This window comes from Pseudomonas sp. CFBP2511, assembly GCF_030209255.1.
Classification (GTDB): domain Bacteria; phylum Pseudomonadota; class Gammaproteobacteria; order Pseudomonadales; family Pseudomonadaceae; genus Aquipseudomonas; species Aquipseudomonas avellanae.
Genome location: NZ_JARVSI010000016.1, coordinates 151,989 through 168,971 on the forward strand (window position 1 = coordinate 151,989; position 16,983 = coordinate 168,971).

At 58.5% G+C, this 16,983-nt stretch carries 12 protein-coding genes and 1 pseudogene; 4 read left to right on the forward strand and 9 right to left on the reverse strand.

The genetic code is table 11. The features are described from left to right. Nucleotides 1–164 precede the first annotated feature (164 nt). From QRN38_RS14615 to QRN38_RS14635, 5 genes are all read right to left on the reverse strand, one after another. Nucleotides 165–953, reverse strand: coding sequence for an RHS repeat-associated core domain-containing protein (locus QRN38_RS14615; RefSeq protein ID WP_057418303.1), 789 nt, complete (start codon nt 951–953; stop codon nt 165–167). Nucleotides 954–1,241: 288 nt separating this feature from the next. Next, nucleotides 1,242–2,261, reverse strand: coding sequence for an ABC transporter substrate-binding protein (locus QRN38_RS14620; protein WP_005765596.1), 1,020 nt, complete (start codon nt 2,259–2,261; stop codon nt 1,242–1,244). A 38-nt stretch (nt 2,262–2,299) separates the two neighbouring features. Beyond that, complete coding sequence (locus QRN38_RS14625) at nt 2,300–3,166, reverse strand: ABC transporter permease (protein ID WP_005737007.1); 867 nt, start codon at nt 3,164–3,166, stop codon at nt 2,300–2,302. A gap of 91 nt (nt 3,167–3,257) precedes the next feature. Then, nucleotides 3,258–4,118, reverse strand: a complete 861-nt coding sequence (locus tag QRN38_RS14630; RefSeq protein ID WP_011105360.1) for an ABC transporter ATP-binding protein — start codon at nt 4,116–4,118, stop codon at nt 3,258–3,260. 16 nt (nt 4,119–4,134) lie between these two features. Then, nucleotides 4,135–5,031 carry a TauD/TfdA dioxygenase family protein gene (locus QRN38_RS14635; RefSeq protein ID WP_007245552.1) on the reverse strand — a complete coding sequence of 299 codons (897 nt, stop codon included), beginning with the start codon at nt 5,029–5,031 and terminating at the stop codon, nt 4,135–4,137. 217 nt (nt 5,032–5,248) lie between these two features. Between QRN38_RS14635 and QRN38_RS14640 the strand changes: the two genes are divergently transcribed. The 4 genes and pseudogenes from QRN38_RS14640 to QRN38_RS14655 all read left to right on the forward strand — a co-directional run bounded on the left by QRN38_RS14640 (nt 5,249) and on the right by QRN38_RS14655 (nt 12,059). Further along, nucleotides 5,249–8,347, forward strand: coding sequence for an autotransporter domain-containing protein (locus QRN38_RS14640; RefSeq protein WP_057418302.1), 3,099 nt, complete (start codon nt 5,249–5,251; stop codon nt 8,345–8,347). 362 nt (nt 8,348–8,709) lie between these two features. Next, a pseudogene (locus QRN38_RS14645) lies at nt 8,710–10,098 on the forward strand (DUF6861 domain-containing protein). Beyond that, the gene (locus tag QRN38_RS14650) at nt 10,091–10,708 is read left to right on the forward strand and encodes a GAD-like domain-containing protein (RefSeq protein WP_007245548.1); all 618 of its coding nucleotides are present in this window, start codon (nt 10,091–10,093) and stop codon (nt 10,706–10,708) included. The pseudogene QRN38_RS14645 and the gene QRN38_RS14650 overlap by 8 nt, the downstream one beginning before the upstream one ends. A gap of 115 nt (nt 10,709–10,823) precedes the next feature. Next, nucleotides 10,824–12,059: a lipase family protein gene (locus tag QRN38_RS14655; RefSeq protein ID WP_005765606.1), complete on the forward strand. Its 1,236-nt coding sequence runs from the start codon at nt 10,824–10,826 to the stop codon at nt 12,057–12,059. Nucleotides 12,060–12,400: 341 nt separating this feature from the next. Here the strand turns inward: QRN38_RS14655 and QRN38_RS14660 are convergent, their stop codons facing one another. The 4 genes from QRN38_RS14660 to QRN38_RS14675 form a co-directional block, all read right to left on the reverse strand. Next, entirely contained in the window at nt 12,401–13,183 is a 783-nt protein-coding gene (locus QRN38_RS14660; RefSeq protein ID WP_007247337.1) for a MetQ/NlpA family ABC transporter substrate-binding protein, read from the reverse strand. 170 nt (nt 13,184–13,353) lie between these two features. After that, nucleotides 13,354–14,304 carry a sigma 54-interacting transcriptional regulator gene (locus QRN38_RS14665; protein WP_007247336.1) on the reverse strand — a complete coding sequence of 317 codons (951 nt, stop codon included), beginning with the start codon at nt 14,302–14,304 and terminating at the stop codon, nt 13,354–13,356. A gap of 82 nt (nt 14,305–14,386) precedes the next feature. Beyond that, nucleotides 14,387–14,968, reverse strand: coding sequence for an alpha/beta hydrolase (locus tag QRN38_RS14670; RefSeq protein ID WP_007247335.1), 582 nt, complete (start codon nt 14,966–14,968; stop codon nt 14,387–14,389). 215 nt (nt 14,969–15,183) lie between these two features. Next, a complete protein-coding gene (locus QRN38_RS14675) occupies nt 15,184–16,494 on the reverse strand; it encodes an MFS transporter (RefSeq protein WP_007247334.1) in 1,311 nt (436 codons plus the stop codon). Between the last annotated feature and the right edge of the window lie 489 nt (nt 16,495–16,983).

Here is a 16,983-nt window from a genome sequence, read left to right on the forward strand (position 1 = left end):
GTTGTGGGGCGAGAGAATAGCGTGACTATGCGACTGTAGGCGAGGGTGAGGGTTCATTGGGGAGTGATCAGAACGCATTAATGAACAATCGAATTTTGCGCAGGAGTAGATGGATAACCCGATTATGGGTTGCCAAAGCCAGATACCAATGGCAAAGCCAATGGTCAACGACCGTTAACAGCGACCACCAACCCCCACTCTCGAATGCCCGAAGCATCGTCTAAGGGTTTATTGACGTTAATGACAGGCACTGCCTTCTGGACCCGCTTGTCCATTATGGAACGAGCAATTGACCAGCCACGCAGCCCAGCCGTCGGGTAGGCAATAAGGATAGCGGCAATTCTCAGCGGGTGGATTGCTGGTGATTCAGGGTCAGTTTTTGTCAGAGCGAAGGAAGCGGCCCATGCCGCAGTGGCAACCAGTGCAGACACTCCGGTGAATGCCGAGATTTTTTCCGCTCGAGTTGCCGGTCTTCTGGTCGCCTGTACTGGAGAAGTCAGATTATTGCCGGCGACAACAGCCTGAGGCTTCACTTTGACACCTTTAAATACAGCTCTTATAGGCGCACGGACCGCCAGCAAACCCATAATGCCGTTCAGGACCGCAGCACCGATGTAGAGCGAGGATTCCAGATCCTCAAGAAAACCATGCCCTGACGGATCAGAACGATTGACCGGGTCCCCCGCGCAATAGGCATAGGCATTCAAACCACCCTCGCCAAACGGGCTCAGGCTGTCGGGCCTGTTGAAGCGCATCAGCACCGGGTTGTAGGCGCGATAGCCGTTGCCCAGCAGATAGTGGCCGGTTATGTCGTCCAGAAGTTCGCCATTGAACCCCGGCAACGGGCCGGACTGCCGGGATATTCCAGCGATAGCCCTGGCGAGCGGCGTGCGGGTCGCGATACGGTCCAGTGCGTCGTAGCTGTATTGGCACAGACTGATTGGCTGAGGCATGGCGAGCAACCGGGTTGCGATAGATGAACATCACCGATGCTCACAATAAAGGGTTGAGGAGGCATCGGCTACTCGTAGAACTACTAGGTAGTTGATCATCGCTTATTCCTTTAGCTGACAAGACCACCGTATGCAGCAGAATTAACCTGATTCTTTCCAAGGCTGCGCTTCGGACAGAGGACGCAGAGCGTCCAGAACGGCATGCCGACGCGGAGCGCCGCACGATGTCGAGATTATCGTTCCGCACGCTCGGGCATGCCCTTTGTGAAACTCCGCGTCATCCTCCGATCAACTGCCCTCAGTGCCCTGCGCCTCTTCGAAAAAGTAATCCTTCCAGCTCGCCGCTTTGTTTTTCAACACGCCCAGTTCATGCAGTTTCTCGGCGTAGATGAAGGTGCGCTGCGGGGTGATGGTGAAGTCGATTTCCGGGTCGGAAACGATTTTCTCTACCAGCGAGAGCGGCAGTTTCGATTGTTCGACGCGGATGTAGGTATGCGCCGCGGCCGGTTTGTCGGCCTTGATGATTTTCTCGGCTTCGGCCAGTGCGTCGTAGAACGCCTTGTAGGTCTTGGGGTTTTGGTCGTGGAATTTTTCCGTGGTGTAGAGCACGTTGAACGTGGCCTGACCGCCGAGCACGTCATAGGAGCTGAGCACCTTGTGGACGTTGGGGTTTTCCAGCGCCTGGTACTGGAACGGCGGGCTGGAGAAGTGCGAGTTGATTTCCGAACCGCCCGCCAGCAATGCTGCGGTGGCGTCCGGGTGCGCCAGACTCACCGAGATGTTGTCGAATTTCTTGTAGTTGTCGTTACCGAACAGTTTGGCGGTCTCGATCTGCAAGGTACGCGACTGGAAGCCCACACCCGCAGCAGGCACGGCGATGCGGTCCTTGTCAGTGAAGTCCTTGATGGTTTTCACGTTGGGGTTGTTGGTCAGCAGGTAGTTGGGCATCGAGCCCAGCGAAGCGATGGCCTTGACGTTCTGCTTGCCCTTGGTGCGGTCCCAGATGGTCAGCATCGGCGGTACGCCTGCCGACACCACGTCCAGCGCGCCGGCCAGCAGCGCCTCGTTCATTGCCGTGGCGCCAGAGATGCTGTTCCAGTCGACCTTGATGTCCAGGCCCTGTTCCTTGCCGTGTTTCTCGATCAGTTTCTGATCACGCACCACGTCGAGGATCAGATAACCGATGCCGAATTGCTGAGCGATGCTGATCTTGCCTTCGGCCTGCGCACCGCTGCTGAGCAGTACGCCGAACAGCCCGAGTGTCGCCGCCAGTACCGTCAGGGCCGGGCGTTGAAATGGAATTGTCATGTGCTTGTCACCTTGATGATTCAAAAGAAGAGCGCGCTTTAACGCTGCATGCCCCAGCGCTTGACTGTCAGGCGCTCGATGTTGGCGAACAGCAGGTTTTCCACCAGCAAGCCGATGAGGATCACCGCTGCCAGGCCTGCGAAGACTTTGTCGGTGTACAGCTCGTTACGATTCTGGAAGATGTACCAACCCAGACCGCCCTTGCCGGACGATGCGCCGAAGACCAGTTCGGCGGCGATCAGGGTGCGCCAGGCAAAGGCCCAGCCGATTTTCAGGCCTGCGAGAATCGACGGCAGCGCAGCGGGAATCAGGATGTGCCAGACAAAGCGCAACCCCTTGAGGCCATAGTTGCGCCCGGCCATGCGCTGGGTTTCCGAAACACCGAGAAAGCCTGCGTAGGTATTGAGCGCCAGCGCCCACAGCACAGAATGCACCAGCACGAATATCAGGCTGTTCTGCCCCAGCCCGAACCAAAGCAGCGCCAAAGGCAGCAGGGCAATGGCCGGCAGCGGATTGAACATGGCGGTCAGCGTGCTGAGCAGGTCGCGGCCCAATTGGGTGGACACGGCCAGCGTGGTCAGGGCAAACGCCAGCACGATGCCGATCAGGTAGCCCTGAATCAGCACGGTCAGGGAAATCCATACCTTGCCTGGCAGCTCGCCGGAAATCAGCCCGTCATAAAAAGCGGCGGCCGTTTGCAGAAAGCTGGGTAACAGCAGGTCGTTGTTCTGCAGGCGTGCGGCCAGCTCCCAGATCACGGCCAGGGCGATCATGATCACGCTTTTGCGCACCCAGCTCAGCTGCCAGATGCGCTGCGCGAGCGGCAGGTCGCGGGCCAGGTCTTCCTGAGTGAAAGGCTCCAGCGTGACTTCGTATTCTTCGCGAGCGGGAGGTGCAAGGCTCATGGTTTGGGTTTCCCGGTAATCGTGTAGACAGGACGCGGAGCGTCCTGAAAGGCATTACCACGCGGAGCGTGGGAACGATCAAAGCAGTCACTCAATAAGCAATCCGGATGTCCTGAAAATTCAATTCCTGCTCGACGGTCCCGGTCTCACCTTCATCAAACAACAGACGATGAATACGCTGGGCGGTTTGCTGGAAGCCGACGCCGCCGAGGCTTTTCAGGTCGTATTGATGGCTGTTGATTTCCGCGCGGACACGACCCGGATGCGGTGACAGCAGCAGGATGCGATTGCCCACCACCAGCGCTTCTTCGATGGAGTGCGTAACAAACAGCAGCGTGAAACGCACTTCGTCCCACAGCTCCAGCAGCTCTTCCTGCATCTTGCGACGGGTCAGTGCATCCAGCGCGGCGAACGGTTCGTCCATCAGCAGGATTTTCGGCTGCATGGCCAAGGCGCGGGCAATGGCCACGCGGGCTTTCATGCCGCCGGACAAGGTGTGCGGATAAGCATCGGCAAACGCGCTGAGCCCGACTTTTTCCAGGTAATAACGTGCACGCTCCAGCGCTTCGGGGCGCTTTAGGGTGCGTGACGCCAAGAGCGGAAACATGACGTTCTCGATCACGGTTTTCCACGGTGGCAGCTGGTCGAACTCCTGAAACACCACGATGCGATCAGGACCGGGCTCGGTGACCTGATTGCCCGCCAGACGAATCTCGCCTTCGCTGGGCTGAATGAACCCCGCTACCGCTTTGAGCAGCGTGGACTTGCCGCAGCCGGACGGGCCGAGCAGAACGAAACGATCAGACGGATCGACCTCGAAACTGACCTGGTGCGTCGCACGTACCACGCGCTCTGGCGTGCGGTATTCGAGGCTGACGCCGCGAACCTGCAACAAGGCTTCTTGCGGTTGGGCGCTCGTGCTGGCCGTGTGGCCTTGCGCGACAGCATTCATGAACGGCTCTCCTGAATCAAAACGGCGCAGTGCCTTGAATGGTCGTGCGATGCAGTTTGCGTCGCAGATGGGCCGGGCAACCGGCGGCCAGGTGAATCAGGGATCGGTTGTCCCAGAACACCATGTCGTTGGCTTGCCACTGATGGCGATAGATATGCTCGGGGCGCACGCTGTGGGCGTACAACTCGCCGAGAATCTGCCGGCTTTCGTCTTCCGGCAGGCCCAGAATGTGGGTGGTGAAACCCTCACTGACAAACAATGCCTTGCGACCGTTTTCAGGATGGGTGCGCACGATCGGGTGACTGACCTCGACCACCTGAGCCAATTGCTCGGCGGTCAGGGTCGGGCGCCAGTTGACGGCGTTGTGGCCTTCGGAATAACGCGCGGTGTAGCTGTGAACCGCTGAGCGCCCTTCAACTGCATCACGCAGGTGTTGCGGCAAGGTGTCCCACGCCTGGTGCATATCGGCGAACAGCGTATCGCCGCCCTCGCTCGGCAACTCCTGGGCATAGAGCATCGAGCCCAGGCTCGGCAGTTCTTTATAAGACAGGTCCGAGTGCCAGTATTTGCCGGCATCGCCCAGACCTACCGGCTTCTCGTTCTCGACAATGTTGGAGACGATCAGGATTTCCGGGTGATTGGCCAGCAGGAACTGCTTGAGCACGTGAATCTGCAGCACGCCAAAGCGGCGACTGAAATCGATCTGCTGCTGCGGCGTGATCTGCTGATCGCGGAACACCACCACATGGTGATCCAGGTGCGCCCGATGCACGCGGGCAAAATCGGCGTCATTCAGCGGCCTGGACAGATCCAGCCCAACGATTTCCGCGCCCACCTTTCCGGTGAATGGACGCACGTCGAACGATTGCGAGGCGGCGCGAGTGGACGATGAAACGAGGGAGGCTGCAGGCATGAGAACTCCGACTCCAGAACAGTGTGACTGAAAGACGGAACTGTATAGGTATAAGAAAAAGAATTTAAATACCGTTGAGGAATATCGATAGTCCCGAATACGTCCGCATACTTTGTCGAACGTAGCGGCTCATAAATGTGTCACGGCAGATACATCTCAGTGTAAGACCTGCTTGCTAGGGTCTGCGCCTTATTCAAACTGAGTGAAGGCGCACGCTATGCGATGCAGTAAACCGGTGGTCCAGATCATGGTGTCGTCCCTGATACTTTCGATGCTGGCCGTTTCAGTGCAGGCGGCAGGACGCTCAGGTGACGACAGGATCAACGGCGTCGATCTGCTTTCCGGGTTCGACACGTTGTGGACCACCGGCGCGACCTGGGACACCGGCACACCGACCGCGCTGGGGCAGAGTCTGCTGCGGCGCAACCTGCAAATCGTGGTTGACCGCGCCAACTCGCGCACGCTGGCTCAGGAAACCGCCGCCTATTTCGATGACCGCCGTGACCAGAGCTACAGCGCCACCAGCGGCCTGGGCTCGCTGACCGCGGCCTACAGAGCAGGCGCTGGCGCTTTCACCACCATCACGCAATTCGATGACAGCAACAAAACCGTCAAATACGACGACAAAGGCAATGGCGCAGGCAGTTCGACTTCCGCACTGGGCAAGGTGGTCGATCTGGTCGGCGCGGTGCGCAACGACGCGTCCACCACGCCAGCCAAATCCCACTATTTATACCCGCGCCCGTGGCGACAAAGCCTGGATGGGCAAAGCCTGGCCTTCGTGGTTGCGCCTTCCCTGCGCCCGGCGCAAAGCACCACGCCAGCCAGCGACTCGGGGTTCCCCAGCGGGCATACCAACGCAGCCTACTTGTCTTCCTACGCATTGGCCTACGCCATCCCTGAGCGTTTCAGCGAGTTGATGCTGCGCGCCTCGGAGATTGGCGACAACCGCATCGAAGCCGGCATGCACTCGCCGTTCGACGTGATGGGCGGGCGCATCACCGCCACCTACTTTGCCATCGACAACCTGTCCAACCCGGCCAACGCGCAACTGCGCGCCGACGCCCGCGCCCAGGCACTGAATTATTTCACCGCGCAGTGCGGCGGCGACGTCAACAATTGCATGGCAACCATAGACCCGGCCACCGACCGCACCTCCCAACACGCTCTGGACAAAGCGCTGTACACCTCGCGCATGACCTATGGCTTCGACCCGGTTGGCCAGACCAACCTGGCCCCCGTGGTGCCGGTCAGCGCCGAAGTGTTGCTGGAAACACGCTTCCCGTACCTGGACGCCAGTCAGCGCCGCGAGATCCTGGCGACCACTGAAATTTCGTCGGGCTATGCGGTGATCGATCAGTCCGGCGGTTATGGCCGTCTGAACCTGTACGCAGCGGGCGATGGCTACGCAGCGTTCAATTCCAACGTCACAGTCAACATGAACGCCAGCCTGGGCGGCTATAACGCCATCGACGCCTGGCGCAACGACATCAGCGGCAGCGGCGCGCTGATCAAGAACGGCAGCGGCAACCTGATGCTGACCGGCAACAACACCTACTCGGGCGGCACCGTGATTAACGGCGGCGTGCTGACCGGTCACGCTCAGGCCTTCGGCAGCGGAACGATCACCGACAACGCGACGCTGGTGGTCGATCAATCGACCAACGCCACCCTCGCCAACACCCTGGCGGGCAACGGTGCGCTGATCAAGCGCGGTGCCGGTTCGTTGAACCTGACGGGCAATAACAGCCTGTCCGGTGCAACGACGGTGCAAGCCGGTCGTCTGGCTGTAAACGGTAATCTGGGCAACTCCAGCGTCAGCGTGCAACAAGGCGCAACGCTGGGTGGCAACGGCACCGTCGGCGGCATCAACGTCGCTCAGGGCGGTGTGGTTGCGCCGGGCAATTCGGTGGGACAACTGAACGTCAACGGTGACGTAAACCTCGCTCAGGCCGCGGTTTACCAAGTGGAGTCGGACGCCAACGGCAACGCCGACCGTATCGTCGCCAGTGGCCGTGCGACTATTAATAACAGCACGCTGTCACTGGTCGAGGGCAGCAACTGGCTGGCCGCCAGCCGCTACTCGATCCTCTCGGCAGCCGGCGGCGTGAGTGGTGCATTTGCCGCCGTGCAAACCAACTTCGCCTTCCTCACGCCGACGCTGAACTACACCGCGACCGATGTCGGACTGACGCTGGATCGCAATGCCCAGCGCTTCTCCAGCCTGGCGACCAGCGACAACGCAAGGGCCGTTGCGCAGGGCCTGGACAGTTCAGGCGCAAACAACGCGCTGTGGCGTCAGGTGGTGCAATCCGACGCCTCCACGGCACAAGCCACCTTCAAGGCGCTGTCCAACGAACTGCATGCATCGACCCAGTCCGCGCTGATCGAAGACAGCCGCCTGGTGCGCAACGCCATGAACGACCGATTGCAGCAAGCGCAGTCCGCCCAGGCATTCGGCAGCAGCACACAAACCCTCGCAGGCGATGCTTCGCGTGGGGTGGTCTGGACTCAGGCCATCGGCGCAACCGGCAAGACCGAAAGCACCCGCGACGTCTCGGGCCTCGACACCCACACCAGCGGTTTGCTGTTCGGCGCGGACGTGCCGCTCGACGACACCTGGCGCCTGGGCGCAATGGCCGGCTTTAGCAACAGCAGCTTCGACCTGCGCCATGCATCGGGCTCCACCGACAGCGATAACTACCACCTGGGCGTCTACGCCGGAGCCAAATGGGGCCAACTGGGCCTTCGCCTCGGCGCGGTGCGCACCTGGCATGAACTGACCGCCAAGCGCACGCTGAACCTGCCGGGCTCTTCCGAGCATTTCAAGGAAGACTACAAAGCGGCGACCAATCAGGTATTCGGCGAACTGGGTTACGCCATCGACATGGGCAACGCACAGCTCGAACCCTTCGCCAACCTCGCGCATGTGCGACTGGACACCGACGCCTTCGATGAAAACAGCAACGCCATCAGCCTGGAGAACAAATCCCAGGATAATCACATTACCTTCAGCACCCTCGGCCTGCGTGCCGCGACTCACTTGAACGCCGGCAGCGTCGCAATCAAACCCAACGCCACACTGGGCTGGCGTCGCGCCTATGGCGACGTGACGCCAGAGAGCCGCGCAGCCTTCAGCGGCGGCAGCACCTTCGAACTCTCCGGCGCACCGATCGCACGCAGCGCAGCGGTACTCGGCGCAGGTGTTGATTTAGGGTTGAGCGATACGCTGAGCGTAGGGCTGAGTTACAACGGGCAGGTGAGCAGCGATGCGTCTGATCAGACGCTGAATGCGCGGGTGACGTTGGCGTTTTAAGGCTGAAAGTCCTCAACTGTGCAGCTCTCAAAAAATCGACAAATCGCGGACAAGCGAAGCGTCGCCCGGTCCGTGCACATAACGCGCTTCTGCCCGGAAAGCGTGCGGACTTGTCCGCGAAGGGCTGCGAAGCAGCCCCAGAACCGGCCACCTTGGTTGTATCTGGTGTATTGAGGCGGCCGGTTTTGCTGCCGGTTCCCGGCAGTTCGCGGACAAGTCCGCTCCTACTAATTCAGAGAGCTGCATGCGGGACATTGCGACTCAACGTGTAGGACCCGTCAGAAACACCCAGCCTGCTTTGACTTCATTATCGGCCTTCTCTATCGTGCCCCTACCAGCCGGAGCAGTCAGGGAGACGCCGAATGCCGCTATGGAGCATTGTGCCAACGTGGTTCGATATAGAACGACGTTTTAGCCAAAGCATGGGCTACCAGCCTGGAGCCAGCTTCCAGCGCAGCCCCAACAATGAGCCTGTTTCGACGTTACAGCTCAACCTTCGCCGTATCAGCAATATCAGAACCGCATTCATCCGCGCCGAATGGCAAGCAGCCCGCCGGCTTGGGCGGCGTTTCGCAGACATCGACATCGCCAGCATCATCAACGACCTGATAGACGTGGTTAGCCAAATGGCCATGATCGTCGCCGGCAGTACGCTCGTCGGAGGCGCGATAGGTGCAGGGATCGGCTTCGGTTTCTTTGGGATCGGCGCGCTTCCTTCTGGCGCAGCAGGTGCCGCAATCGGCCTGGAAGTCAGCACCTGGATCCTGGCGATTCTCGGCCTGGCCTCCATTGCCGAATTTTTCGTCGACGGCCTTCCGCAGATTTTCGACCATTACGTGCGTGGCATCGAAGTCGCCTGGGAAGGCACCCGTGGCGAGCCTGGCCTCAACCCCTTCGGCGGCGATGATCCCCAGGTTGTAGACCGCGCCGCCTATCACATCGCCCAAGGCCACGAAGAAGTGGTGGTGCTACTGGGCGCCATCGTCGCCTACCTGACGCGCGGCTGAGGCAATGCAAACGTGCTTGCCAGCGAAATGCAGGCCAGCTCAAAAGGTGCGAAGCTGGGCCAATGGATGCTTGAGCACGAAGAAGCCCTGAGAAGACACCCCGACCTGCAAAACGCCGGCCCTCGTAGAGGGGCGCTGGACAAACCGGAGTCACCGCCCCCGCCTCCACCACCCAATCGACGTGAGGACGAGCCTGAGCCGAAGAAACCGTTGGGTATAGCGGAGCATGAGGTGCCATGCTTTAGATTAAGTGAAAAGCACCGCAACCTTGCTAAAGAGTTTGATGACCAGCTAGAAGTTCAGCAAAATGGGCTGAATGACTTGACAGTGGATGAGTACCTGAAAGGGCGGAAGGCTTTTACGGATGGCGATGTTGTAAGGGATCCTAAGGTGGCGAGGGATGCACGCAATGAATTTAGACAAAAGTTAAAACAAGACTTCATAGATGAACTAAGGTCAAAAAATATAAGTGCATCGGAAGCAGAGAGTCAGGCAGAGCTACTGGCCGCACAAAAAATGTCTACATTAGCAGCCTTGCATAATCCTGACTTATTTGCCGGAGGAAAAGACATTATCGGGGGCTTTGGTGACAAACGGATCAATTCAAGCATAGGCCCTCAGTGGTCGAACCGTATAGGCGGATTGGACAGCGCTGCCAACGATATTCCTGAGTCAATTCGTGATAGCACGAAGATTAACGCGAAACTTGAAAGATGTGATAAGAAAGGGGTTAAAAATGGATGAGGATTTCGCTTTTTTTCTAGAAAAATTCGGCACGGAATTTAGCCGCCAAGAGGTTCCCACATCAAGTATTGATCGGTACAAAAACAAACTACCTAATCAGCTACTTGAATACTGGAAAGATCATGGCTGGAGCGGATATGCTCAAGGAATATTCTGGACGGTCAACCCTCAAGACTATGAAGAGTTACTTGAACAATGGCTTGTGGGCACAGATATATTTGAACAGGACAACTATCATGTTATAGCCCGTAGCGCTTTTGGCAAGCTTTATGTGTGGGGTGAAAGACAAGGTAGTTGCCTGACCATTAACAGCTACTTAGCCCGATACACTCCACGAACCTCTAAATTTACAGGCGAAAAGCTTGACTTCGGCATAAAAGTTTTTTTCTCGTCAAAAAAACCTGACGAAAGCGACTTAGACGATCTATTCAGACCGGCTCTCGAAAAACTCGGCCAACTCAAAAGTGACGAAATGTACGGCTTCGTTCCTGCGTTGGCACTCGGTGGTCCGATGGAATTAAAAAACCTGCAAAAAGTAAAAACCATCGAACACTTAACATTCCTGTCCCAGCTCTCACCACTCCAGGATTGGGGTTTTCCTGACCTTTAAACCTCCTGACTCTTCGCCGAGCAGGCCGTAAGAAAGGGCCGCTTTCGCGGGTGACGTCAGCGCTCTGATCGGCTTAAATCGAAGCTCACACGTTAAAGGCTTTGGAGAAGTGATGATGCACTCATTGGTGCGGTCGTCAGCTGTCCTGCTACTCGCACTGCTGACAGGCTGCAGCGGTACGCCTCAAGCCACCTCGGAAGCTGTACCCGGAGACGGTGGCGTGCCGGGCTTTTACACTTGGGCAGGCGACCTGCCGTCCAGGCCCGGACAGCTGTTGCGTTCTGAGCCGCTCACGCCGCAGCAAGGTCTGAAAAACGCCGCGCTGAATATTCGTATTCTTTATACCTCGACTGAAGGCCGCAGCAACGGGCCCATTGGGGTGTCGGGTGCATTGTTCATTCCTGAGGGCACGCCGCCGAAGGGTGGATGGCCGCTAATGGCGTGGGCGCATGGCACGGTTGGTAGTGCGGATGTCTGCGCGCCTTCTTTTGCCGGGCGCAGTGGTCGCGACACGCGCTATCTGAATGAATGGCTCGGGCGCGGTTACGCGATTGTGGCCACTGACTATGAGGGTCTGGGGACGCCGGGGCTGCATCCGTTCGGGCTGAGCAGCCCGTTGGCTTACGGCGTTCTGGACAGCATTCGTGCGGTTCAGAGGGCGGATTTCAATCTGTCTTCGCGGGTTGTTGTGTTTGGTCAGTCGCAGGGCGGTCGTGCTGCGTTTGCGACGGCTGTCTACAAGAAAACCTACGCACCAGAGTTGAATATCGTCGGTGTGGTTGCGACCGGGACGCCGTATCCGATGGCTTCAGGGCATGCGGGGATTTTCGGGCAGGACACGTCACGCGATCAGGTCACGCCATCCTTGGCTTACAACCTGCTGCGGCTGAGCACTGCGGGGCTGATCAATCCGTCGTTCGTGGCCACCGATCATCTGAGCGACCGTGCAAAGCCTGCGTTTGAAGTCAGTCAGCGGGGTTGCCTGCACGCCATTGAGCGCAAGTTTGTTGCAGACGGGCTGACGTTCAACAACAGTTTCAGGCGCTCGCCGGAGGCTGTGCTTGATCAGGTGAACCGCGAGTCTTCCTACCCGACGTTGACGTCGGACATCCCGATTTTTATAGGTACGGGCGGCAAGGATGTCGTTTCACCGGTCCGCAGCCAGATCGCGCTGGTCAAGGATGCGTGCGCCGCTGGTGACCGCGTTGAATGGCATTACTACCCGCAACTGGATCATTCGGGGGCTGTGAACGGCTCCCTGCCGGACTCGACACGTTTTGTCGAGAAAGCGTTTTCGGGGGAGTTTATGGCGGGGAACTGTGGGGCGATTGGGGCGATCCGCCCGCGCTGATGTTGAAGCCAGGTGCTTATCGTTCCTTACGCTCCAGCGTCGGAATGCCTTGCGTGACGCTCCTGCGTCACAAATCTCTGCCGCGCCGCACATTCAAGACCGGACGCGGAGCGTCCAGAACGGCATGCGACGCAAAGCGTCGCACGATAGTGGTCGAGGTTGAGATTATCGTTCCGCACGCTCCAACGTCGGAATGCCTTGCGTGACGCTCCTGCGTCACAAATCTGCGTCGCGCCGCACATTCAAGATCGGACGCGGAGCGTCCAGAACGGCATGCGACGCGGAGCGTCGCACGATAGTTGAGATTATCGTTCCTCAGCGCGGGAACGAGAGTCAGCGGGTCAGAACGCAGGCAGTACCGCGCCGTCGTACTTCTTGTTGATGAAGTCTTTGACTTGCTGGCTGGTCAGCGCTTTCGACAGTTTTTCGATGGCGTCGGTGTGGGCGTTATCTTCGCGGGTGACGAGGAAGTTCACATACGGCGAATCAGCGCCCTCAATGATCAGCGCATCCTTCTTCGGATTGAGCTTGGCTTCCAGCGCGTAGTTGGTGTTGATCAGGGCAAGGTCAACCTGGCTCAAGGCGCGCGGCAATACAGCAGATTCCAGTTCGCGGAACTTGAGTTTTTTCGGGTTGGTCGCGATGTCTTTAGGCGTGGCCAGGGCGTTGGTCGGGTCCTTCAGGGTGATCAGGCCACCTTTCTGCAACAGTAGAAGAGCACGACCGGCATTGCTGCCTTCGTTCGGAATGGCGATGGTTGCGCCTTCAGGCAGGTCAGCCAGTTTCTTGTACTTGCTGGAGTAGCCGCCGAACGGTTCGACGTGTACGCCAACGCCGGTCACCAGATTGGCGCCCTTGCCTTTGTTGAAGCCGTCCAGGTAAGGCTTGGTCTGGAAGTAGTTGGCGTCCAGACGCTTTTCGTTCAGTTGAACGTTGGGCTGTACGTAGTCAGTGAAGACCTTGATTTCCAGGTCCACGCCTTCTTTGGCCAAGGTCGGCTTGATCAGCTCAAGGATTTCCGCGTGCGGTACGGGCGTTGCGCCGACGACCAGTTTTTCGCCTGCGTGAGCCAGGCCAATCGAAAGCGCAGCCGCCAGAGCGGTGATCAAAAACGTCTTTTTCATGCAATGTCCTTAGCGAAATCCGAGAGCGTCATCCAAAAACGACGCCTTATTATTCAATGGTTTGCCGTCGCGCGATCCGATCACTGCGACATCACGCTGACATTACCGAGATTTTATATTCCGATGAAAGACTTTTTAGTCGAGTGCTTATATCTTTTTGTCTAACGCCCTCACGCAGGGCTCTGCTCAAGCTGCGACGTCACCGTTTCCAGCAATTGCCGCAGCGCAGAAAGCTGCTCGCGATCTCCGCTGCTGACCAACAGCTTTGCCTGGCGCTCGATCAGCGTCAGCGGGGTGGCGATGTCGGGCAGGTTGATGTCTTCGGCCCGAATCTCGTCGCCGCTGCTGACCAGCAATGCAAAGTGAATGACGTTCTCCAGCTCGCGAGTGTTGCCGGGCCAGCTATGGGCTTCCAGCGTGCGTTGCGCGTCTTCGCTGATCAACTGCACGGGCAGGCTCAGGCGCTGACTGTAGATGCCGACAAAATATTCGGCCAATGGCAGGATATTGCCCGGCTGTTCGCGCAATGCGGGCAGGTCGAGCTTCCCTTCGCTGAGGTAATGATAGAGCCGCTCGTGGAATTTTCCGGCGGCTACCGCCTGCGCCAGATCGATGCTGGTGGCCGCGACCAGGCGCACATCGACCGGGCTGGGCTGGTGCGCGCCGACTCGGGTGACTTCGTGATTTTCCAGCGCGGCGAGCAGCTTGACCTGAATCGGCAACGGCAAGTCGCCGATCTCGTCCAGATACAAAGTGCCACCATTGGCAGAACCGAACCAGCCTGCGCGGCTGCTGACCGAGCCGCTGTGCGCCCCGGCGGCGTAACCGAACAGCTCGGCATCGGCGTAGGTCGGGCTGATGGCGCCGCAGTTCACCGAAACGAACAGGCCGGAGCGATCACTGCCGCGATGAATGTGCCGTGCCAGCAGCTCCTTGCCGGTCCCTGATTCACCGCGGATCAGCACCGGCAGCTCACGTGGGGCCAGTTGCTCCATTTCCTCACGCAAGCGGCGGGAGCGTGGGTCGATGAACACCAGCGCCTTGGCGCGAATGCTGAGTGGGCTTTTTTCCGCATCGGGAAAGGTCAGCAGCGGCTGGCCGAAATTTTCGTGAAGGCTCATGACACACTCCCGCCTGAGCCCTTGCGACGGCTCAAGCGTTAAAAAGACAGGGCCCGGCAGGCCCGATAGATACGTAATCCGCTCATGCGCGACGACGCGCGTGCTGCTCCAGACGATTTTGCAGCCGGTACAGATAAGCGAAGCCCTGCTCCCAGCGTTGATGACCGGACTTGACGTTGATATGCCCGGCCTGGCTCAGAAACCCAAGCTCTGCACCCCAATGGCGAGCCATTTCAATAGCGCGCTGGGAGCTGACGGCAGGGTCGTTGTCGGAGCTGACAACCTGCGTCGGAAACGGCAGCAGATCGGCAGGAATCGGCGCGAAGTTGCGCAATGCAGGGGGGCAATTCGGACGCTCGACATCGGCAGGCGCAACCAGCAACGCGCCTTGCACCTGGCGAAGGGTCTCCAGTGGCGCGAGTTGCGCCCAGTGCGCGACCGTCACGCAACCCAGGCTATGAGCGATCAGGATCACTGGCGTGCTTTGCGCGGCAATGGTGCGCTGCAGCTCGCCCACCCAGTCTTCACGGCGCGGTTTGAGCCAGTCGGCTTGTTCTACGCGTGTACTGTTGGGCAGGCTGTTTTGCCAATGGGTCTGCCAATGATCATCAGGAGACCCTTGCCAGCCTGGCACGATCAGATACCGGATCGACTCGTTATGCATGGATTCGCCTCCTGCATGTATGCGTTCATGAGACGAGTATAGGGACTCAAGTTATATTCGCTAAGGAATAAGAAGCTATTTGTTAATTCCCAAAAAGAATATAAGCCGTCAGACAAAAAAAGAAGCCGTCCCCTGCCTTCGAGGAACGGCCTCTAATAAAAAATCACTTTCAGGGCAAAGAATATCCGCGCTTGGTTACAGGATTACGACGGCGCTCAGGCTGCCGGAACGGCGCGAGCACCCGACTCGCCAACACTCAGCGCTACGGGCTCTTCGTTTTGCGGCACCTCACGGGCCACGGTCCAGACCACAATCGCGGCCACCACGTCGAAGATCGCCAGCACCACGAACAGCGGGCTGTAGCCGATCTTGGTGACCAGCACGCCAAACACCATCGTGAACGCAGCCGCCCCCACGAACCCGAACATCCCGCCCATGCCCGTGGCCGTGGCCACTTCGTTTTTGCCGAACGAGTCGGAGGTGATCGAGTACAGCGCACCCGACAGGGTCTGGTGCGCAAAGCCACCAATGCACAGCAGCGCAATGGCGGTGTAAGGGCTTTCGACCAGCCCGATGCAGGCCGGGCCGATCATGCATGAACAGCCGAACAGCATGACCATCTTGCGGGAGGTGAACAGCGAGACCTTGCAGTACTTGTGAAACAGCGGGCTGAGATAGCCGCCCAGCACGCAGCCGATATCGGCCGCCAGGAACGGCAGCCAGGCGAACATCGCGACTTCCTTGATGTTCATGTGCCGTTCGGTCATCAGGTACAGCGGGATCCACGCGTTGAAGGTCTGCCAGGCGGGCTCGGACAGAATGCGCGCCGAGGCGATGGCGTAGAAATTGCGGTTCTTGAACAGGCGTTTCCAGTTGCCTTTTTGGGCAGGTGCATCCTTGAGGCGCGATTCCTGGCCGCTGAGAATGTAATCGCGCTCGGCATCGCCCAGACGTTTCTGGTCACGCGGGTGCTTGTAGAGCAGCAGCCACAGCCCGCTCCACACAATCCCCAGGCCACCGACAATCAGAAACGCCAGTTCCCAGCCGCTGTGCAGAATCGCCCAGACCACCAACGGAGGCGCGAGCAATGCGCCGAATGACGAGCCGATGTTGAACCAGCCGATGGCGACTGAGCGCTCTTTGGCCGGAAACCATTCGGTCGTCGCCTTGACGCCCGCAGGCAGGCCCGCCGCTTCGGTCAGCCCGAGCAGGCCACGGAAGATTGCCAGGCTCTGCCAGCCAGTTGCGAACGCTGCCGCAGCACAGGCACCCGACCAGGCCACAGCGAAAATCGCGAAGCCCATCTTGGTGCCTATTGCGTCGATGATGTAGCCCGCCACCGGTTGCATGATCGCGTAGCACAACTGCCAGGCGACCACGATGTGCGCGTACTGCTCGGTGGAAATGCTCAGCTCACTCATGAGCGTCGGCGCTGCAACGGACAGCGTGTTGCGTGCGAGGTAGTTGACGACCAGGCCGGCCGTGACCAGCCCCACCATCCACCACCGAATTCCTTTTATCTTCATCTCTTCACCCTGTTTATTTTTAGATTGGCGATGAGCGTCCCGCGGCCAGAACCGTGGAGCGGCTGTTTTTTATGTAACGTTAGATTGCGGATACTGCAGAGGGGCTAATCGATGGATTTCGACGATGTTCAGACGCTTTAGGTGACCTATCGAGCAATCCAGACGGGATTTTTGCCTGACAATTTTGTCTGATCATGGCTTTGTTACTCTTTGAATTATTTTTATGGTTGTAATTTTATAAAGGTCTTATGTTGTCGTACAACATCCCGCATTTATAGTCATTTGCCATGCCAGTGTCAAATGCCAGAAACGCTGTTGACTCCGCTTGGCAAGCGCTTGCGAATGTTGAAGCCTGAACGCTTACACACTCGTTATACGATGACTGCTTGGGGAGACAGCGTTTCTAGCTCGTTTTGACCTATTCGCCACTGATCGCAAGCCATGAAGTACTGCAACTCACAGCGCAGCGTCGAGAATCAGCTCCGGGGG